This window comes from Staphylothermus marinus F1, from assembly GCF_000015945.1.
In the GTDB taxonomy this organism is placed as follows: Archaea; Thermoproteota; Thermoprotei_A; order Sulfolobales; family Desulfurococcaceae; genus Staphylothermus; species Staphylothermus marinus.
Window position 1 is genome coordinate 57,050 of sequence record NC_009033.1, and the last position, 21,584, is coordinate 78,633.

Genomic DNA, 21,584 nt, shown 5'->3' on the forward strand with positions numbered 1-21,584 from the left:
AATTTCACCTCACGCCTTCCTTTAGTTTCTTGGTTTCCCAATAATTAATCGATCTAACACCTAGAGGTGCATATAATATAAACAATGCCGTACCTATACCGATCAACATCAATGCATATGATAGCTCTAATGTATGGGTAAGCATTCTCTGAACAATCTCAACTATATGGCTTGAAGGAATCATATATGCAAATATGAGGCCGGCTAGAGGCATCATATATCTTGGATAATATGCTCCAAGCAGTATTAGGAGAAGAGGCCTAATAATATTAATTACTCTCCAATGCTCCCCTCCACTACCATATACTAGCCCCATAACTATCATTATTGGTGTAGTGAAAAAGATGGCGGCTATTGTTGCTAGTAAAATAACCGCTAACCCGCTCCATAACCCCTCTAATCCATAAAAGTAAAGATATACAGGTATAACACTTGTTAAACCAGTAATTATTACTAATATGAGTCTTGGAATAGGTATAGCAATATATTTATAGAGTCTTGGCAACGGGCTAAGTATAATGTATGGAAGAGTCCCCATCCATTGGTCAAAATTTGGCCTCCACAATAAATCATCACTTACACCAAGAATAGACATGAGTAGGAAGCCGCTTGTCAAGAAAAATAGTTCTGGTTCAACACCTATTTTCTCTATAAAAACTTGTCTACTACCAATAGAATAACCAATTAATACTATGAATAATGTGAGAATATATGGAAAAGCAATAAACATTAATAGAACAGATTTTCTACGGATAATATCTCCATATACAAACTTCATTTCAGCCCATATTAGAGAGGCTAAGCTCATTGTTTAACGCCTTTCTCAGCAAAATATATAAATACATCTTCGAGAGTTGGCTCCTCAATTTTTAAAGAAATAATGTCAAAACCATTATTGACAAGCTTCTTAAGCAGAACATCTATGATCTCCTCAGGCTTGTAAACTTGTACTTTAACATTATATAATCCATCAGTTGGCTCAATGGATACTTTCTCAGCGTTTATACCTGAGAAGATCGAGTCAATGCTTCCAACCCCTCTAATAATGAGGTTAATGGTTTTAATCTCAGGTATTGTAGCTTTTAACTGTTCAGGAGTTCCCTTAGCTACTATTCTTCCCTTATTAATCAGTATTATTCGATCACAAACTATTTCCGCCTCGAACATGTTATGAGTGGTGTATAGTACTGCTTTACTCTGCTTATGTGCTAGAGTTTTCACTAATTCTCTAATACGCCTAGCACTTGGGGGGTCCAAGCCTAGGGTTGGTTCATCTAAGAGTAGAACAGGTGGATCGCGGAGTAGTGCTCTAGCAAGGTTAAGCCTTGCCTTCATTCCTAAACTATATTCTTCAAATAATCTATCACTAGCTCCGAGCTTTTCGAGCTCTAAGAGTTCCAGCAAGTATTCTACTCTTTTCTTAAGCTCTTTTCCCTTCAACCCATATAATGCTCCAAAATATTCAAGATTCTCTCGACCTGTGAGTTTTCCATAAAATCCCTTCTCAACTGTAAGCATTACTCCTAGTTTTTCACGTACTTTTTTAGCCTCATTAACAACATGGTATCCATACACCCATGCATTTCCTTCATCGGGTATTAGAAGAGTTGATACTATTTTTACAGTGGTTGTTTTTCCTGCCCCATTAGGCCCTAGTAACCCGACGACTTCTCCTTCATAAATTTTAAAACTTATACCGCGAAGAGCTTCTACTACTTGTTTCTCGCTTCTAAGTAATCCTTTCCTCTTCTTGGTTATGTATTTCTTCTTTAAGTCTTCAGCAACTATTGCTTCTCTCCGCATTAGGTGGCACCTTTCCCACTCTATTCTTCAACTGTATCCTTGTTTAGCCTTAATAGTTGTTATGTGTATTGTATTAGGCATTCTTTGTAGGATCGACTCTACATATTTACTGGTAAGAAAACATTTATCATGTAATAATTGTTATTTTAAAAGAGTAATGAACAGCTTGTATAGAGGAGTTGAGGGGTTTGCCGATCATTGGAAAATTGAAGGGACAATATGATCCACATAAAGTAGAGGAATGGGTTAAAAGATTTTGGGATGAGAATCAAATCTATAAATTAGTTAAGGAGAAATCAGATAGATCTATTCTTAGATTCAACTTTATAGACGGCCCACCTTATCCAAGCGGTGATGTCCCTCATATTGGTACAGCTTGGAATAAAACGTTAAAAGACATTGTCCTCCGCTATAAACGTATGCGGGGATACAACGTATTTGATAGGCCGGGATATGATTGTCATGGTTTACCGATAGAGGTTAAAGTTGAACAAAAGCTTGGTGTTAAGGTTAAACGAGAAATAGAAGAAAAAATCGGTGTGGACAAGTTTGTTAATGAATGTAAGAAACTAGTTTTTAACAATATTAAGAGCTTGACTAAATGGTTTAAAGAACTAGGAGTTTTCATGGATTGGGAAAATCCGTATCTAACCCTTAGAGATGAATACATAGAGGCTGGATGGTGGCTTATAAAGAAGGCGGCTGAACAGGGATTATTGGATCGGGAGGAGCGCGTGGTTTATTGGTGTCCGCGATGCTCAACTACTCTTGCAGAATATGAGGTTGAATACAAGGTTTTAACTGATCCAAGTATTTATGTGAAATTCCCTGTTAGGAGTAGGGAGAAAGAGTACTTACTTATATGGACAACTACTCCATGGACTCTTCCAGCAAATACTTTCGTAATGGCTCATCCAGATATAACATATGTTCGTGTAAGAGTTGGTGAAGAAGTATATATTCTAGCCAAGCCTCGGCTGGAAAAGGTAATGAGCGAAGCTGGAATTAAGGAATACGAAGTTCTCGAAGAATTTCCCGGTAAGAAGCTTGAGGGGCTAGAATATGATCATCCATTAATAGATATTGTTCCATTACAGGAGAAGCTGAGCAAGTATCATAGAGTAGTTATGGCGCCTGAATTCGTAACAACAACTGAGGGAACAGGACTAGTTCATGGAGCACCGGGGCATGGTATGGAAGATTTCACAGTTGCTAAAAAGATTGGAATAGATTTTATTGCTTCACCAATAGATGATGAGGGCAGATTCACTAATGTAGCAGGTAAATATGCTGGTAAAAAAGTTAGAGAAGCAAATCCCGAAATAATAAAAGATTTAAAGGAGAGAGGGGCTCTTCTACACGCGTCACAAATAACACACAAATACCCTGTTTGTTGGCGCTGTAAAACACCCATAGTTATGAGAGCTACTAAGCAATGGGTACTTAGAGTAACCAAGCTAAAAGAGAAATTGATTAATGAAGCGAAAAAAGTTAACTGGATACCTGACTGGGCACTTGACAGAATGATGCACATGCTCGAAAACTTACAGGACTGGGTTATAAGTAGGCAGAGATACTGGGGGACACCACTACCTATATGGGAGTGTCCTGAAGGACATAGAATAGTTGTTGGAAGCATTAATGAGCTCGAGAAACATGGGGGTAAGAAGCCTAAGGAGCTTCATAGACCATGGATAGATGAAGTAGAGATAAAATGTCCAATATGTGGTAGACCAATGAAACGCGTGCCTGATGTAATGGATGTATGGTTTGACAGCGCCATCTCATTCTATGCAGCTAATGGTCATCCGGAAAAGCTTCGTTTAGAAGATGTTATATTAGACTTTATAGTGGAAGGCCATGATCAAATACGTGGATGGTTTTTCTCACTACTACGAGCAGGAGTCCTGGGTTTCCAGAGTAAACCATATAATACGGTCTTAGTTCATGGATTCGCATTAGACGAGCATGGTAGAGAAATGCATAAGAGTCTAGGAAACTATGTTGGAACAGATGAAGCTATTGAGAGAGCCGGCAGGGACCCGTTAAGGTTCTGGGTTAGCCAAAACACTGTATGGGAGGATCTAAGGTTTTCTTGGAGAGGCATAGATGAGATACGCAGAGACCTAGGCATTGCATGGAACACATTCGTTTTCGCCTCCACATATATGAACCTAGACAAATATGATCCTCTTCAGCATAGAATAGATGATTACAAAGAGTTTTTGAGATACGAAGATAAATGGTTATTATCACGCATTAATAGTATTGCTAAAAAAATAACGGAAAGCTTGGAGAAATACTATATACATGAAGCAGCTAGAGAACTCCGCAAATTCATAGTTGAAGATGTTAGCCACTGGTATATCCGCTTAATAAGACCGCGTGTATGGGTCGAGGAGAACACACCTGATAAATTAGCAGCTTATTCAGTTTTATACTATGTTTTAGAGAAATGGTTGAGAATGATGGCTCCATTCACACCATTCCTAGCCGAGAAAATATATCAAGAAGTCTTTAGGAAAGCTAATCCCGAACTACCATTATCTATACATTTACTTGATTGGCCAAGCATTGATGATGAATACATTGATGAAGACTTGGAGAAAATAATGAATGTTATTAGGGAGATCTATGAAGCAGCAGCTGCTGCTAGAATGAAGGCTGGAATAAAGCTTCGCCAACCAGTAAAATCCCTCACAGTCTATACGGATAGGGAAAGAATAAGAGAAGTAACCAGGAAGTATAGTGGATTACTTGCTAGATTAGTAAATGTTAGAAAAGTAGAGGCTAAACAAGTAGCTGAAATAGGGAAGATAGTGAAATACAAGGTTTCACCGATCTATAGAGTTATAGGCCCGCTATACCGTAAGCTAGCAAAGAAGGTAATCAATTATATTATGGAAAACCAGGAGAGCATAGCTAGAGATATTATAAGGAAAGGAGAACACACAGCATATATTGAAGGACAAGAAATTAAATTAACAAAAGAACAAGTGTTAATTACACCATCATATGTGGAAGGATACAGTGTTGAAGAAAGAGAATGGGGAAGTGTAGCTATAGATACTAGGCTCAGCAAAGAAGAAATAGCAGAAGGACTAGCAAGAGATATCATAAGAAGAATACAAGTAATGCGTAAAGAAATAAACCTACCACTAGATGCTAAAATAGAAACATATATCTATGCGCCAAGAAAACATGTTGAACTATTAAAACCATATACAGAATACATTAAAAACGAAACAAGATCAGAAAAACTAACATACCTAGACACGCCCGAGCAACTCGAGAAAATACAAGGATATAGAAAAGAATGGGAAATACAAGGGGAACAATACATTATAGTAATAAAACAATTATAGAACAAATTAGATCATAGTAAGGGTTCGAGTTTAAACACACTCTTTAAACATGGTTTAATAATATAGGTTTTATTAGCTAGATTTAATATTTTATCAGCTGTTCTCACAACTAGTTTATTATCCACCATAACTACTGTAAACCCTCCTATTCTTAGTTGAATCTATAGTTTATCATAGTAGTTAAACTTATTAGTTTAACTAAAACATGTATAATTGGTGATATCTGTGAGTGTTGTTAAAGTTTATAAGAAAGGTATTATTGTTTTGCCAAAGAATATACGTGAAAAAGCAGGAATCGAGGAGGGAATGCTGCTTAAAGTTTCTGTTGAAAATGGCAAGATCGTGTTGAAACCACTTGATCTATGGGAGAAAGTGTGGGGTTGCTGTAGAGGCAGAGGAACAGCTGAAAAAGCAGAGTTAGAACTAGATCAGGAGGAAGAAGAGTTTTGGAAAGGGAGAGAGAAGTAATAATTGATACATATACTCTTCTAGCCATAGCATACGATGAAGTAAGTAGAAAAGCATATGAGATACTGGAAAATGTACGTGATAGAAAAATCAGAGGCTTAATACCAGTAACTGTTGTGTATGAATACATTGTTCACTGGTTAAGGGGAAGAATACCTGTTCTCAAAAACATAGATGAAGTATTAACATATTTGAAAACATATTTTAAAATAACAGATCTAAGCCTTGACGATTATGTGGAAGCGACTCAGATCAAAGTTAGAGGAGATAATATTCTTAAAAAATCAAAAATATCTGGCCTAAGAAATAGGAGATTAAGCATAGTTGATTCTACAATAATAGCATTAGCTAAGAGGAAGAATGCTCCTATCATAACGGGAGATAAAGATCTTGAATACGTTGCTAAAAAAGAAAATGTTGATGTTATATGGTAAGATAATAAATAATTTATTTTCATCTCTTTATTATATTAAAATTATTATATTAATAAGAAAATCATAGTAGATGATGTAATATGGTGGAAAAACTTAACATTGATTTCTTAATTGAGAAAGCTAAGAGTGTTTTAAAGAATAGTTATGCACCATATAGTGGAGTACATGTAGCAGCAGCTGTTTTAACTAGGAATAATAGTGTTTTTCTAGGCGTCAATGTTGAGAATGCTAGTTATGGTTTAACAATATGTGCTGAGAGATCAGCTATATCAGCAATGGTTACCGCGGGTGAAAGGGAACCAATAGCTGTAGCAATTGTTACTGATCTAGATAATCCTATTCCGCCTTGTGGAGCTTGTAGGCAGGTTATAGCAGAGTTTAATCTTGAATCAACTATAATAATGCATAGTGTAAAAACAGGCGAGACTATTATAAAGAGTTTGAAAGAATTATTCCCTGATCCATTCAGTCTAGATCATAAGTAATGATTAGTACTCTATGGACATATATGCATCTGGGTTGGGAATATGTCGAAACGTAAGAAATCAGTTGAAGCATTGTTATGGCTTGGTCGTGGATTGATCCTGCTCGTTGACTATATAATAGTTATAATGATGGTTATTCTAGTGTTTTTCGCAGTATTAATAATCATTAATGATCTACTGAATACTTGGAATAACTGGAAAACTGCGGGGATGGAGCAGGTACAAATTGTTGCAAATGACGTATTCTTTCTAATAGTGTTCATGGAGATAACGCGTAGTGTGGTGGTCGGTAGGAAACAACCTGAAATGTATTTAGTGGCTTTGGCAGAGGTGGGTTTTGTTGTAACTATACGTGAGATCATTGCTGCAGTGATTATGCGTTCATTCTATAATCTATTATTGTCATCATTATCATCACTAGTAATTGCTACAGTTCTACTTATAATATACAGGTATGTATTACCTCACAGAACACCCACGGAGAGAAAATAATTGTAAATAATTACTATTATTACTGGAAGTGTTGATAGAGTTTTTTAAATTGTAGAGGAAAAAGCTACAGATATGTTTTCTTAATTGTTTCTACCTACCATAGTTTAATATAGTGGTTGCCCATGCTTTATTTTTGGATGCTATGGTTGTTTTGGTAGATTGGTTGGGTTCGCTTTATAAACCCCTACTAACATGTATGGTTAATGGAATGCAGATGAAGGGCTCTATGTGGTCTATGTGGAGCCCCGATAGCCCCCTCCGTGAAGGGATGAAGCCCCGACCCAAGAGGGGGAAGCCCGTGCATAGCATGGGCAACCACTATTCTCAACAACTATTCTAGCAAAATTATCTATTCTATAATGCCAGTAATCTGATTTTTCAATGAAATCGTCGAATAAGGTATCTAAATTATTATTTTTCTTTGATAAGGGTTTTTTATTCAACAATTAAACCTCATCACATTGTTTGTTTAGACAGGTAATTATGTGATCAAATAGATATTTAAGCGTTAGTCTAAAGTTATATTTTGTCTAATAATTTTATTTTACATAATGGAAAAACTATTAAATTGAAGAATTAATTTTTTAAAATACTGGTGATAGACATGATTACTAAGAAGCGAATACTTGCGATAATAATAGTCATAGTAGTAGTTGTAGGTAGTCTATATTATCTAGATGCCCAAGCATCTCTGAGGAAAAATATCGTAAGATTAGTTGTTGGAGTAGAACTAAATGATCACTCTGCTGCATTCTGGGTTGCATTAGATAAAGGTTATTTTAGGGATTTGGGTTTGGATGTTGAATATAAAACTTTCAGTACTGGATTAGAATTAGCTGTTGCTCTGAGTAGAGGAGATTTTGACATAGCACTTGCATGTATTGGTCCAGTGATGGTTATGTATTCAAGAGGGGTCCCAGTTATTCTTGTTGCTATGACTCATTTAAACGGATACTCCATGATCATTGGTACTAAGATAAATAATATACATCAACTAAATGGAGCTAAGGCATCAGTTTCAGGTCCAGGCTCGCCTGTTTGGTTAATTGCACATATGTTCATGGAAAAATATAATGTTAGTTTTACCTTAGTCAAAATGCCTCCTTTCATAGCTGTTAATGCATTGCTAAACCACCAGGTTAGCATTAGTTTTTTACCTGAGCATTACGCCACTCTTGCCGTGAAACTGGGGGGTTTCAGGGCATTGACGAATCAGGACTTATGGAAAAACATGCCTGGATCAGGTGTTTTTGTCAAGAAAGATTTTTTAAAGGATCACAGAGATCTTGTCGAGAAGTTTGTGTATGCTATTTATAGAGCCATACTGTTTATTAAGAATAACCCGGAAGACGCCGCAATTATTGTTGCAAAACATTTAGCATCAACTACAGAAGTTATGGCTGATTCTATGAAGTATTTAGATTATACTGTAGAAATAAATGTTTCAGCCATCCAATATTATTCTAAACTTCTACACAAGTATGGTGCTATAGATCATGAAATAAATGTCGACAATTTTATTGATATAAGCATTCTCGAGGATCTCGGGTTGATGCGTCATGGATAGGATGATCTACTATGTTTTTCTATCAATATTTTTTATCATTACTATGTGGTATTTCTTAGCTTTTTATTCTCCAAAATATTTGTTTCCATATCCCCACACAGTATTTTATGCTTCTATAGATTTAATTACTAAAATGGACCTATTAGAAAACTTATTGTATTCAACCATAAGAGTCGCCATAGGCTATGTTATTGGTGTGTTTTTAGGTATAGGATTGGGTGTTCTTATTTTGTTAAGCAGACTTATTCGGAGCTTATTATATCCGATTGTAACTTTTATTGTTATAACTCCTAGTTTTGCATTTATTCCATTACTCATGATATGGATAGGATTAAATGATTGGCTAGCGATAACGGCGATTATAATTTGTACAGCGTTCCCTATAATATATGCTTTCATGAGTTCTCATAAATATATTGATCGCGAATTAATAGAAGCAGCTAGAATCTATGGAGCAACAGACACCTATATAGCAATACATATTATTCTTCCACTCTCAATAACACATTTAGCTACAATACTAAGATATGAAGCAGGGCATAGTTGGAGACTAGGATTTGTAACTGAATATATAGCATTAAGTAATGGTTTAGGAGCACTAATGATGTATGCTTATTCAACACTAAGAGTTGACGAAGTGATAGCCTTACTCATAATTATAGGGTTACTAACATATATTTTCCAGCAAACAATTACCCTTATAGAGAATAAGTTGCTGAAAAAATGGTATATAACGTGATGTCTTACCTATTTTCAACCGTAGACGGCGCTATTAATTGTTTCTGCTTGTAAAAACTTGGATGATTATTAATTCTATAAACAGATGCTTCAAATAATCCCTAAGGAGTCTAACTTGGCAGATAGTGGGAGTGGGGGGAGTATTAGATATATAAGAGGTCGTCTCACTTGGTCTCAAAGTTATAGTAATTAGTATGGGTGTAGTCGGTATTTTGGATGCATTTATAGGAATGCTTATTTGATCCAGAATGAGTGTGTTATTTCCTTGTTCAATTAATATTGTCAAGTTTAAGCGAATATTATTGGTTGTAGTTGTCTGTGCTTTATTTTTGGTTGTTTTGGATGTTATGGGTATTTGCAGGGGCTTCCCCCTTTTGGGTTGGGGCTTCATTCCTTCATGGTGAGGGTTATTGGGGCTCCAAGGAGCAACTCTCACTCCTCGACCCCCACCAATAAAAAGAACACATAAACAACCATAATATCCAAACAAGCGAATAGTCCCTATCCATGCTCGCTTTATAAGCTACTAAACATATATATTGGTTCAGATTAGGTTTAAGGGGCATAGAGGAGGATTTTAATTGTTGCTTATCCATACAGCAGATCTTCATATTGGTGCTTTTAGCAATAGACCTCTTAGAAACGCTAATGTTGAAGCTTTCGAGAAAATTGCGGATTATACTATTGATAATAAGATTCCATACTTAGTTATTGCTGGAGATTTCTTTGAGAGACCTAGGATAGAGAATTTTGAGGTTCTTCGCAGAATATATAGGATTTTGAGAAGGTTAAAAGAGAACAATATATATGTTGTAAGTATTCCTGGAAGCCATGATTCCTCGCCTAGGGGGGCAGATATACTTACATTACTTAATGAAGCAGGCTTAATACATGTTCCCATGTATCAAATCGGTGAAAAACTTGTTTTATACCCTCTCAAGCTAGGAGACATTGTTTTCTACGCTATTCCTGGTCTTAAAAATAACTTGGAAACAATATATCTGCGTGATAGAAAAGTCGTGTTTAAGCAACTAGAAGGTAAGGTAGAGAATATAGTTGTTCTCGCTCATACTAGTGTTAAGTTTGCCGGTTATGATCCAAGCATTTATAGTTATAGATATGGTAAAGCAGTTATTGAAAACCAGAATATTTTATCTACTCTGCCGAGAAATACAAAATATTTGGCTCTAGGACACATTCATTTTCCTCTCCCATTATTTGATGAAGCCGTAACCAATATTGCTTATCCAGGAGCTCCTGTTGGTAGAGATGCCAGTGATCTTGAGGAAACGTATCTTCTACGTAAAAAACATAGTAGAGATAGAAGGTTTCTTCTAATCGATATCAGTGAAGAGAAAACCATTGCTAAAAGTATATGGGAACCGTTTAATATATATGTTGAGTACATTAAGGATTACTATAAAGGATTCAATGATACTGTTCAAGAGGTTAAAAAAGTCATAAAAGATTTACCGGTAGAAGGATATAATGCGTTAATACTTGATATTGAAGGAATACCTTTAGATGATAGGAATAAGTTGATACATAAACTCAGAGAAATAGAGCAGCAAAAAAGGATACTGATACATTTGAAAATGAGAGGTTTTAGGAACACAAGTGAATTAGAGATTAGTTTTGAGGATATAGGAGATATAGAAGAAATTGAAAGGATAGCAGTTGAAGAATTCGCGAGAAAGCTCGGTATAAAAGCTTCTCCGCAGAAAATACTTGAGCTAATAAATATTTTGAGCAAGGAAAAATCACCCGATACCAATGAAACGGAGTTTTATGAATCACTATTCAAAGAATTGAAACCAATCATGGAGGAGATCCTCGGTGTCAATAAGGATTAACGATATTTATGATTTATTATCAAGCATAGTAGATGATCTTAGGCGCGACTTCATAGAGACGCAACAAGATCAATTGATTAGTCTCCGAAGAGAAGTTTTCCATAAATTCTATGCTGTTGAAAATATAAATAGGGATTCAGACAAAATATCTGTTGCTTTTGTTGATGCAGGATTTAAACCCTACCAGCTAGATGTATCGATAATTATACCTATACAGATAAGTGGAATAATTAGAGATGAAAATGGAAAGCTTCATAAGATTAAAAATCTCTTAGATAAACCTGTAAATGATTTCCTTATACTGTATTCCAGTAGGAAGAGAAAAGATGATAGATATATTTTCACAATTAAAATTAAATCCTTATATGATAATTCATTATTGTTTAATAAAAGAGAAGATGCTGAAGAAGTATCCAAAGAAATAAACAAATTATTGCTCAACATTAGTGGATCAACTCTTTTCGAGAACCCCAAATCTTTTATAAAGCTCACTAAGTATGTTGAGGGATTACTGGAGCTTGCATATGCATTGAAGCTATTGTTAATGCTTGAAGAAAATGGCAGTATTGTACCAGCATATATTGTATTGGATGGAACACTTATTAAATGGTTTAGTATACCGCGCAGACCAGAAGGTGTGGATGGCTTAGATATATTATCTATAATTCTAGGCATCGATGCCGATGAGATCAAAAAATACTTGTTTAGAATAGTTGGTTTATCAAAAACATCAAAGTTTACAAACATTATTCGTAGTCAGAGCTTATTCTACACCAAAAAGCCTAGCACAATTAATGGTAGAGGATTATATAGTCTAGTCGATTTAGAAGGCATAAATAATGCAGCAAAAATCCTTGGGGAGTATTGGAAGAGAGGAGGAAATAAGGATTTTGTTAGAGAAACCATACGTATTTTTAATAGGATAGTTTATAGTAATCATGAAGTATATGTTGCAAGATTTCCACTGACACCGGATTATAGAAATGTGTTTATCCTGGATATTTATCTTGATAAGCCAATAATTGATCTAGGGAAGGGGGAAGTTGTATTAAACAAAGATAAGGCTTCTAGTGTTAATCCTTATATATCATATATTGTTAATACTATGATGCAGTATAGAACGAGAATAATAGGAGAGCCTCCTTATGGTTATATGGAGATAGACAATATTGTTAGATTACGTGAAGATACCCGTAAATTCTTTGAACAAGCTCTTATCCGAGTACTTAGATCCCAAGACGATCTTGCTTCACGTATTCTCGAACAAGTTTTCTCTCCAACCACGCGTATGAGATATGGTTATAGGTGATATGTGTGTCTAAACCTATTGGTTTAATCTATTCTTGGAAAACTGATCACGTAGAAGTTGTTCTTACACGCGAAAATTATCGTCCAGGAATAGGAGACATCCTATATACAAAGCAAAATAATAGATATGTTCTGCTTCAAATAGTTGGATTCGAAGGAGAATTGCCGATCGGCAGTGGCTCCATAGTAAAGGATCTCGAGGAAGCACCGCCTATATATAGTGCAGAAACATCAATGTACGCTAATGCATATTTATTCTTTGAAATAAGAAATATCAATAGCGAAAAACCTCTTGTTATAAAACCATATCAGCCACCGCCGCTTAATACACCAGTATATGTTCTGCATCCCAAGGATCCCGAGTCTGAGAAAATAATGAACTTGCTAAGCAAAGGTATAACGGGTGAGGGAGAAACTGTTCCCATCGGTTGGTTGAGAAGCGGTATAGCCCCTGCTAAAGAGCTTAGAGAAGAAAAATACTTTACAAATGCTCCTTTAAACCTTGATCTATCATTATCTATACCTAAACACTTCCTAGTAGCGGGTCAAACAGGTGCTGGTAAAACAACAAGTGTAATGGGCATAATAATTCAGTGGGCAAGAAATAGTGGTAAGAATATTGCTTGGCTAATAATTGATAGACATGGAGAATATAGTAAGACAGAAAACAATGGATTCGCGGACTTACTAGCTAAAGCATTATTTATGAATGATAAGTTAGAAGTGAAAGCAAAGATTTATGAGTTCACAGTTAATGAGGGAGAGAATAGAACAAAATCATTATCAAAAGATACCGTTGTTCTATTATCTGGAACAATGAATATTTCAAGTATAAGCGTCTATGATTTAGCAAACGTTCTAGACCTATCCCCAGATAAGATTAGCGATTTAGAAGAAACAATAGATATAATTGGAAGCCTCATCAAAGCATCAAAAATAGATGATGCTTGGAAAAGAGTATTCCTAAACGAAAGAGACGAGCCTACAGGCCAGGTAATAGCACTTCTCCCAATACTTGTTGATAATGTATTTAGATATGAAGGAATAGGTGAGCAGAAGAAGAAAGGTATTTATAGAGTATTATTAAATGCTGGAATAGATATTCGTAAACTAAGAACTTATAGACGCTTAATACTGGGAACACTCGGTCTCTCACGTAAAACAGCGATAGTTAGAGTAGGTGAGGCATCTAAGCCCGTTACAGTTATAAATGATAATTCATCGGTATTCAAGGTTTCACCGCTACTTAAGGATCCATATAGTTTAATTATGATCATGAAAGCCATGGTTAATGCTGTGTCAGAAGTCTACAATATAAGAGAGAAAGGAGCATATCCATGGCTAGGAATAAATGTTAAACCAGAAGTTACAGTTATTGAGTCAGGAACGTTTTCAATAGATAAAATTGTTGAAAACATAAACAATGGTGAAACAGTAATACTTGATGTATCAAAAATACCTCTAGGCCAAGGAGACGTTATTGTTCAAAGCATTATTCGCAGATTATTCGAGTCCCGCATGGGTCTAGGAGTTGACAGGATCAAGGAGCTCCCGCCAATAGCTATTGTCTCCGAGGAAGCACCACTCTATTTAAGCCCTGATAAGGTTAGAAGTCCTTACAACGTGTTTGCAAGAATAGCTCGTGAAGGCAGAAAGTTCGGATTAGGGCTTATAGCAATTACACAGTTAGCAACACAAATTGAGAGACAAATACTTGCAAACTTTAATACTATCATAGCTTTGCGGACGAAATTTGTATCAGATATTAATTATTTCTCAAATATAGGAATACCTGGAGAAACACTTACAAGCTTAGGTGATCGTGAAGGATACCTTTATACTCCGGACTTAAGAGTTAAAGAGCCTATACCAATATATATACCCGGCTATTTTGAGCTCGCAGAAGATCTAAGTAGAGAATATCTAGAAAAAATCAGGAACGTGAAGGAAACGGAAAAGAAAGCATTGACACAGATATTTAAAAACATAGAGGAAGAGGATGAAGATATATGATCATATTGGGGCTCAGACTGAAAAACATTCGTAGCTACATAGATAAAACAATAGTATTTCCGCGGCAAGGCATTACAGTAATATATGGAGATGTGGGAACAGGTAAATCAACAATATTATCAAGTATAGCATACGCATTATTTGGACAACCAAAATCTAAGATCCCTGATCCTATGGAGAGATATGCTTATCCTAAAGGCGAAGATCTCCTAAGAATAGGGACAAGAGAAGGATATGTTAGGCTATTAATACAGCAAAAGAATAGAATAATACTCGTTGAAAGAAGACTTATAAAGAGATCAGAGGGTAAAGTAAGTGATCCGGGCGGTAGATTAGTAGTATTCGAATATGTAGAAGAAAATGGTGAACAAAAACTAAAACTAATTCACGACAGATATTATTCCTCGGAGGAATTAAAGAGGAGAGTTCTGAAAGAATTAGGTATACCCGAGATAATTTCGAAGCAGAAACCACTAATATTCACAAATGCTATATATGTTCCTCAATTCAGTGTAAACGACATTATTAACTTGGGAGACAATGAAAGAATATTATTAATAAATAAAGCATTGAATATTGACAAATACAATAATATAAAGACTAACTTAAGTAAGCTAACATCTCAAATCCTTAATAGTGAAATAAAAAACTTGAGAAATTATGAACAAAGACTTGAAAGCATACTTGGTAAAAATAGTATAGAAGAGCTAGAAAAGAAGATCAAGGAGGCTGAAAAAGAGATAAACAATATAAATATGGCAATTCAGCAAGTAGATGAATCTATTCGAAAGCTGGAAAACGAGATCAAGAACTACCAGCAACAATACGAGAAAAAACAGGAAGAACGCAACAATATAAAGCAGAAACTAGCAGTTATAAAGCATAGCTTAGAAGAACTACGAGCAAAAGAGGATAATATAAAACAGCTAACAAGTCTTCTCGGACTAAATGAACCAATACAACTAGATGTTTTATCATCGAAAATTAAGAGCCAACTAGAAGAAATAGATAAACAATTAAAGAACATTGATCAACGAAAACAAGAACTACAAAAGAAAATAGAAGAAAACAGACACTTATCAGAAACAATAAACGCAGAAATAAATAAGTACAGAGAAAAAATAGGAGAATTAAAAGCAAAAATTAACAGTAAAAACGAGATGTTATCTGAAAAACAAAAAGAACTTCTTGAAAAAGAAGAGTTATTGAAAAAAGGAATTTGTCCCCTCTGTAAACAAAAAATCGCACATGAACATGGCTATAAGTTAATTAATTCATTAAAGAACGAAATAGAGACGATTAAGAAGGAGATATTAGAGATTCAACAGTTACTTAGAACGGCTCTTGAGGAATTGAAAAAGTATGAAGACAAAAACCTCGAAATTAATAATGAAATTAAACGCTTAGATGAACAATTAAGGATCATTGATAAAGAAAGAGATAAGCTTATCAATGAAAAGATGGAATTGAACGATAAATTATCTAAGCTCACAGAAATAAAGCGTCTCTGTGACGAAATAGAGAAGTTGAAACAGAAAATAAGGGATAAAGATCTATTGGAGAAACAGTTAGTACATATAGAGACTTCTATTTCAGAGTTAAAGAAAATAATTGATGAAGAAACCAGAAAATATAAATTATTAATGAATAAGAAAACAGATCTAATTGGTAAAAGGGAAAAAGTGAAGGCTGAAATAGAATCTTATAAACAACAGATTCAACAGTTAAAAGAATATTATGAGGAGTACCAAAAAACTAAGGAGCAAAGAATGTTCCTAGAAAACATGAAGAAATTCCTATATGGCGAAAGAAATAGGAGAGGCTTATTCTATGACTTAGTGGAGAAGGTTGAGGAAAGAGTTAGGAGCATAGCTTATGATAAGTTCCGTTCATTATTTATAAATTACTTCTTAAAGTTGATGGAGGATCATGAGATATTAGATGTTGACCTAGATGAGAAATTCAGCCCAGTTTTCCGAATAAAAACTAAGAGAATAATTGGCGAAATTACACAACCAAGCGGAGGTCAATTAACAAGTGTTAGCTTAGCTTATCGTTTAGCATTAAATGCTGTAGCTAGAAGTATGACTCCCCAGTTAAGAAATAGTACTTTAATACTTGATGAACCAACTTATGGATTCAGTCCTGAAAGAGTTGAGAAACTTCGCGAACTTCTATATGAGATAAGCAATCGTGGTAAGAGACAAATAATCGTTGTAACACATGATCGGAACCTATTAGATGTTGGTGATTGCAGAATAAAACTTGATATTAACAGGGAAAATAATGAAACAATAGTTAATTATGAAGAATGTAATAATTTATCGAAAGAATACTATACATATATTGAAAACATTTTATCCAAAGGATACACATCAATACTGACCACTAGGGAAGCGGAGGAGAAAGAGGAAAAACTAGTAGGAGGATTTGAGCCAAAATTTAAAAGCAGGAAGGTGAGTAAGTCTAGAAGCATTTTCGACTTTCTGGCTTAGTTGCTTTTCTTTTAAATATTTTTCCCGATATTATAATGTATGGGTATAGAGAAATTGTTTTCTAAATTAATAGAGATAATACGGCATCTTCCCGCGTTATTGGGGGATGAAGGAAAAATACCTGAGGAGAGAGTTAGAGAGGAAGTTATTGAGCCTTTTCTAAATATTCTTGGTTGGAGAATAGAAGATGGTAGCTTAAGTAAGAAATATGTTATTAAACATCATAGAGAAACCATTAATATAGACTATGTGCTACGAATAAATAGGATCCCGGTAGCGTATGTTTTAGTCTATGAGATGGCGAAACCTCTTGTTTTAGATGGTAAAGTTAAAGATCTACTTGTTCTCAGCAGATCTCCTAGGAACATTGTTTTAACTAACGGTCTTGAATGGGTTTTACTAGTTATTCCTAATAATGTTTTTGAACAACCCATCATTAATGGGAGATTCAGTCTTTTAATAAATGAACATAATATTTATGATTTCTTATCAAACACATTAAAATTAGTGAATCCACTAGTATTTCTCAAGCAAAACCCGCTATGGCTATGGATGCAAGAATACATTAGAAAACAGCATCAAACTCCTCGGAGCAAATGTGAAAAAGCTGTATTATTAAAGAATTATGAGAAAGAAAAACACGGCTTACCCAAATATGTAATTATGCCGGATGGATCAGTATTCTCGATAAATCATTGGAATGAATGGCTGGTGAAAACGGTTAAATGGCTATACAAGAAAGGATATATAGCTGAAAAGGATCTGCCAATCAAGTTACCGCGTGGAAGAACATATATTCTCAATAGAAAACCATTACATCCCAAGGGGAAGAGATTCCGCTCAGCAACTAGAATAGCTAGAGGAATATATTTAGAGAAAAACGTTGGCTCCGAAGCTGTATTGAAGAGGATATTGTTTCTTCTAAGGAAATACGGTATAAAACCAAATGATGTTTTACTCTGTTTTTAAAATATATGGTGAACTAGTAGACTATCCGGAATCTTATCTTTATTTTTGACAGCTTCTTCATTGCCAATAATTTTTCTTTCCTACCAATTTTGGCTGAATATATTATATCTTCAAGTGTAGCAATAACTTCTTCTGCATCTTTTTTATTTACTGGATACGGTACTCCATCCTTGCCTCCTATTGCGTAAGCATATTTGAAGGGATCATATGGGGTATTTACTGGGTCATTGGTGCTTGGAGGCTCGTTATATATTAAGTCGCTCATAAGAGCTAATGCCCTAATTGTTTTTGGGCCCACTCCTCTAATCAACAATAGATCATCTAAATTCCCTGGTTGTACCTCATATGTCCTCCTTAGTTTCTCCAATATATGCTTAGGTAGTGGGAGTGGTTCATAAATAATTATTTTATTGATGCGTTCTAGTTTTATTCTCCCAGTTCTAGAGGGTGTTATGTATGATAATATTTCTCTCTGACCCTTTAACTTATTGAACAAACTACTGTATTCATTAATTATTGTATTAGGATTCTCCTTTGCTAGGTCGAGAATTGTTTTTCTAGCCTTCCTACTCTCACGTGATACAAGGTTCAAGACTAGATCATGTTTTATTCCTGCAACAGCTTTATGTGGATCCTCATAGAAGCTTGTGTCTTGGAACCAGTGATATCTACGAGCCATTCTATGTTTTAAATTCATACCCTGCTGTATAATAGCCCATACACCATTCTCGGAAACAAATAATGCGTGATGGTAAAGTGTATAATTGTCCTGAAGCATTACGGAATCTACTTTAGCTATTATTCTCGAGGCTTTCTCTAATAGCTTACTAGTATCAGAGTTTATGCCTAACAATTCAGTTGCATATGGAATTTCTTCGGGAACTTGCCTAGCATATCTTCCTTTACCTCCTAACACTAGAAATCCAAGATCCGGATTATTCCATGAGACTTCTTTCAATATGCCTGTTGTAACAGTTGTGGAGCCACTGCTATCCCAATCCATGCCAATAACATTGTTGAAAGCTTGAAACCATAATGGGTTAGAGAATCTCTCAACAATCTTGTCAGGACCAAATTCCTCAACCATGATCTCAAGAATGGCTTTGGCTAATCTTTTCATAATATTTGCTAGCCATGCCGGAACATGTCCTTGGTGCAGTGGTAGCTCAGAGATTCCTTCGAGCATCATTTTAGGCTCCATAATAATATATGGTGTTTAAAAACCGTTATAAACAATGTATTAAGAATTATTCGTAGAGGTGCTTATTTATAGTTATTTATTAAATCCACTATTTGCGGGACTTTTACTAAACTATTTACTATATATGCTTTATTGTTTAATACGATGATCTCGCTTTCCATCCCTCTTTTTAGTAGTGTTGCTCTTGCTCCGGCAATTAATGCTCCGGCGAAGTCGTTTATCAAGCTATCGCCTACATGCAGTATTTCATTGATCTTACAATTTGCTTGATCTGCTAGTATCTCAAATACTTCTTTATCAGGTTTCTGAACACCTATCTCGTCGCCGAAGAGTGTTATATCAGCGTATTTTAGCAAGTTGTTCTGCTCTAGTATGATCCGTGTAGCCATTCCAGGCCAGAACAATACGTTTCCTAGAAAAGCTATTTTCAAGTTTCTTCTTTTTAATTCTATCAATGCTTTTTCGGAGTCAGGGAAGCTGATATTCTTTATTCTTTCATCAAGGATTGCTTGAACAGTTGCTTTAAATAAGTCATCAATGCTAATTCCCATTTTCTCGGCGAAAAACTTTGCTGAATCATAAATTGGTTTCTTAAACAATCCTTTAAGCCTAGCTTCTATAGCTTCATAATATGTGTTCATTAATTCTTTGTATACGTTCTCCAATGGTTTCCCTGTCAAGCTTGATAGCTTCTCAGATATTAACTGGTAGAATTTCGATGTATCCAGAAGAGTCTTCCATATATCGAATGATACAATTTTGATCATTTTTCCTCGCTCTCCAGAATGATCATTATCTTAATTATATATCTTCTTTATTGGATTTTATTGGTTATCTAAAACAATTTAATTAATCTCGCGTTAATAGTTAAATGATATGGGGCGTATAGGTTTTGGCTAATGAATTATTGATACTTATCGACTTAGCCATAGTTATTTTCATGGCCAAGGTATTGGAGGAGATAATGGCTCGTATAGGTCAGCCCCCTATATTAGGAGATCTTTTGGCTGGTATAATTGTCGGTCCCAGTATTTTAGGATTAATCACTGTTACTCATAATGTAGAGGTTATTGGATGGTTAGGCATAGTTATCCTAATATTTCTCGCCGGATTAGAAACTGATATCGAAGCTGCTAAGAAATATGGTTTTGACGCCGTACTAGTTGCTTTGGGCGGAGTAGCTTTAACTTTTATCCTAGCCTTCATTATTGCTATGTTTTTCAATTATAGTTTTATAACATCATTATTTATAGCAACAATTCTCACACCCACAAGTGTTAGCGTTACAAGTATGACTCTACTTGAACTAGGAGTTATACGTTCACGTGTTGGAGAAATTATTTTAGGTGCAGCATTTGCGGACGACGTAATAGCTATGATACTTTTCGCGTTAATATCCAGTATTGCTTTCTATGGTGAAATAAGACATGAATCAATAACAATGATTACTATAGGGTTAGCACTTATCTTCACATTGTTCCTAGTCTTCTATTATTCTTCAAATAAGCTGTTTAACCGTTTTATAATGCGTTCAAGACTTGTTGATGCCCCTATAATACACTTATTAATGATTGGTATTGGAATGTCTATTATATCAGCTTATTTCGGATTATCTCCTCTCATAGGAGCTTATCTAGGAGGATTAGCTATGAGTAGAGTGGTTAAAAGTGCTCGGACAATGGAGTTTTTCGAGATACTTGTACAAATAATTTCTCCCTTCTTCTTCGTATATGCTGGTATATTGTTAAATCCATGGATTGTGATCGGTAAGATCAATTTATTAGAGACAATAGGTGTTATAATTGCAATAGTCGCTTCTGGAATAATCGGTAAAATACTGGGTTGTGGAGGGACAGCTTATCTATTAAGGATGGATAAGAAATCATCTCTAACCATAGGTGTCGGCATGATGCCTAGAGCGGGTGTTGATCTCGTAATAGCCGTTGTAGGATTAACCATCGGGGTTCTAACAATGGAGCTATACTTATCAGCCCTTATACTAATCTACGTAACAAGTCTTTCAACACCGTTTCTCCTCAAAAAACATTTTTCAAAATAAGCTGTTTGAGGAGGAAAATTATGGCGAAACTATTAATTCTAAGAGCATTCTTTGAGACAAGCAATGGAGGCTACTATTCACCATTAAATAGAGAATGCTATACATTATTACCAATACCAGAAGATCTAAGCAAACTTGGCAAAACACCGCCTCACTTACATCCGGAGAAAATAATTGATCAATGTACTGGTGAAAAACTTTCAAAGTTTTATCCAATAGAACACAATAATAATCCCATAAACAATGATCCCAGGCTAGACTATTCGCTTATTTGGATACTATGGTTATTTTTGGAAATTATGAAAACTATTGTTGTTTTGTAGTGTTTATATTT

At 35.1% G+C, this 21,584-nt stretch carries 19 protein-coding genes; 14 read left to right on the forward strand and 5 right to left on the reverse strand.

Features of this window, described 5'->3' with window-relative positions; genetic code table 11:
• Positions 1-4: 4 nt before the first annotated feature.
• The gene (locus SMAR_RS00315; RefSeq protein WP_011838368.1) at positions 5-808 is read right to left on the reverse strand and encodes a hypothetical protein; all 804 of its coding nucleotides are present in this window, start codon (positions 806-808) and stop codon (positions 5-7) included.
• Positions 805-1,803, reverse strand: coding sequence for an ABC transporter ATP-binding protein (locus tag SMAR_RS00320; protein WP_011838369.1), 999 nt, complete (start codon positions 1,801-1,803; stop codon positions 805-807). The genes SMAR_RS00315 and SMAR_RS00320 overlap by 4 nt, the downstream gene beginning before the upstream one ends.
• 188 nt (positions 1,804-1,991) lie before the next feature.
• Between SMAR_RS00320 and ileS the strand changes: the two genes are divergently transcribed.
• From ileS to SMAR_RS00345, 5 genes are all read left to right on the forward strand, one after another.
• Positions 1,992-5,168: an isoleucine--tRNA ligase gene (gene ileS / locus SMAR_RS00325; RefSeq protein ID WP_011838370.1), complete on the forward strand. Its 3,177-nt coding sequence runs from the start codon at positions 1,992-1,994 to the stop codon at positions 5,166-5,168.
• 225 nt (positions 5,169-5,393) lie between these two features.
• Positions 5,394-5,636, forward strand: a complete 243-nt coding sequence (locus SMAR_RS00330; RefSeq protein WP_011838371.1) for an AbrB/MazE/SpoVT family DNA-binding domain-containing protein — start codon at positions 5,394-5,396, stop codon at positions 5,634-5,636.
• A complete protein-coding gene (locus SMAR_RS00335) occupies positions 5,615-6,070 on the forward strand; it encodes a PIN domain-containing protein (RefSeq protein ID WP_011838372.1) in 456 nt (151 codons plus the stop codon). Before SMAR_RS00330 ends, SMAR_RS00335 begins: the two co-directional genes overlap by 22 nt.
• An 80-nt stretch (positions 6,071-6,150) precedes the next feature.
• Positions 6,151-6,555 (forward strand): cytidine deaminase, encoded by a 405-nt coding sequence (gene cdd, locus SMAR_RS00340; protein WP_011838373.1) that lies wholly within the window; start codon positions 6,151-6,153, stop codon positions 6,553-6,555.
• Between the two features lie 42 nt (positions 6,556-6,597).
• Positions 6,598-7,047, forward strand: a complete 450-nt coding sequence (locus SMAR_RS00345) for a hypothetical protein (protein WP_011838374.1) — start codon at positions 6,598-6,600, stop codon at positions 7,045-7,047.
• A 233-nt stretch (positions 7,048-7,280) separates the two neighbouring features.
• Here SMAR_RS00345 and SMAR_RS08320 read toward each other — a convergent pair whose 3' ends face one another.
• Entirely contained in the window at positions 7,281-7,490 is a 210-nt protein-coding gene (locus tag SMAR_RS08320; RefSeq protein WP_148676696.1) for a hypothetical protein, read from the reverse strand.
• A gap of 161 nt (positions 7,491-7,651) precedes the next feature.
• Between SMAR_RS08320 and SMAR_RS00355 the strand changes: the two genes are divergently transcribed.
• From SMAR_RS00355 to SMAR_RS00390, 7 genes are all read left to right on the forward strand, one after another.
• Entirely contained in the window at positions 7,652-8,614 is a 963-nt protein-coding gene (locus SMAR_RS00355) for an ABC transporter substrate-binding protein (protein ID WP_011838375.1), read from the forward strand.
• Positions 8,607-9,353, forward strand: a complete 747-nt coding sequence (locus SMAR_RS00360; RefSeq protein WP_011838376.1) for an ABC transporter permease — start codon at positions 8,607-8,609, stop codon at positions 9,351-9,353. Before SMAR_RS00355 ends, SMAR_RS00360 begins: the two co-directional genes overlap by 8 nt.
• A gap of 580 nt (positions 9,354-9,933) precedes the next feature.
• Positions 9,934-11,205 carry a DNA repair exonuclease gene (locus SMAR_RS00370; protein ID WP_011838378.1) on the forward strand — a complete coding sequence of 424 codons (1,272 nt, stop codon included), beginning with the start codon at positions 9,934-9,936 and terminating at the stop codon, positions 11,203-11,205.
• The gene (locus tag SMAR_RS00375) at positions 11,189-12,514 is read left to right on the forward strand and encodes a hypothetical protein (RefSeq protein ID WP_011838379.1); all 1,326 of its coding nucleotides are present in this window, start codon (positions 11,189-11,191) and stop codon (positions 12,512-12,514) included. Before SMAR_RS00370 ends, SMAR_RS00375 begins: the two co-directional genes overlap by 17 nt.
• 5 nt (positions 12,515-12,519) lie before the next feature.
• Positions 12,520-14,526 carry an ATP-binding protein gene (locus SMAR_RS00380; protein ID WP_011838380.1) on the forward strand — a complete coding sequence of 669 codons (2,007 nt, stop codon included), beginning with the start codon at positions 12,520-12,522 and terminating at the stop codon, positions 14,524-14,526.
• Positions 14,523-17,021 (forward strand): AAA family ATPase, encoded by a 2,499-nt coding sequence (locus SMAR_RS00385; protein ID WP_011838381.1) that lies wholly within the window; start codon positions 14,523-14,525, stop codon positions 17,019-17,021. Before SMAR_RS00380 ends, SMAR_RS00385 begins: the two co-directional genes overlap by 4 nt.
• 54 nt (positions 17,022-17,075) lie before the next feature.
• Complete coding sequence (locus tag SMAR_RS00390) at positions 17,076-17,990, forward strand: hypothetical protein (protein WP_011838382.1); 915 nt, start codon at positions 17,076-17,078, stop codon at positions 17,988-17,990.
• A 13-nt stretch (positions 17,991-18,003) separates the two neighbouring features.
• On the opposite strand, the gene SMAR_RS00395 is transcribed toward SMAR_RS00390, so the two are convergent.
• Complete coding sequence (locus tag SMAR_RS00395; protein ID WP_011838383.1) at positions 18,004-19,179, reverse strand: DUF763 domain-containing protein; 1,176 nt, start codon at positions 19,177-19,179, stop codon at positions 18,004-18,006.
• Between the two features lie 74 nt (positions 19,180-19,253).
• Positions 19,254-19,958 (reverse strand): HAD family hydrolase, encoded by a 705-nt coding sequence (locus SMAR_RS00400; RefSeq protein ID WP_011838384.1) that lies wholly within the window; start codon positions 19,956-19,958, stop codon positions 19,254-19,256.
• 125 nt (positions 19,959-20,083) lie between these two features.
• On the opposite strand from SMAR_RS00400, the gene SMAR_RS00405 reads away from it, so the two are divergent.
• Together SMAR_RS00405 and SMAR_RS00410 are read left to right on the forward strand one after the other, a co-directional pair.
• Positions 20,084-21,250 (forward strand): cation:proton antiporter, encoded by a 1,167-nt coding sequence (locus tag SMAR_RS00405; RefSeq protein WP_011838385.1) that lies wholly within the window; start codon positions 20,084-20,086, stop codon positions 21,248-21,250.
• A 20-nt stretch (positions 21,251-21,270) separates the two neighbouring features.
• Complete coding sequence (locus SMAR_RS00410) at positions 21,271-21,573, forward strand: hypothetical protein (RefSeq protein ID WP_052833767.1); 303 nt, start codon at positions 21,271-21,273, stop codon at positions 21,571-21,573.
• Positions 21,574-21,584 lie beyond the last annotated feature (11 nt).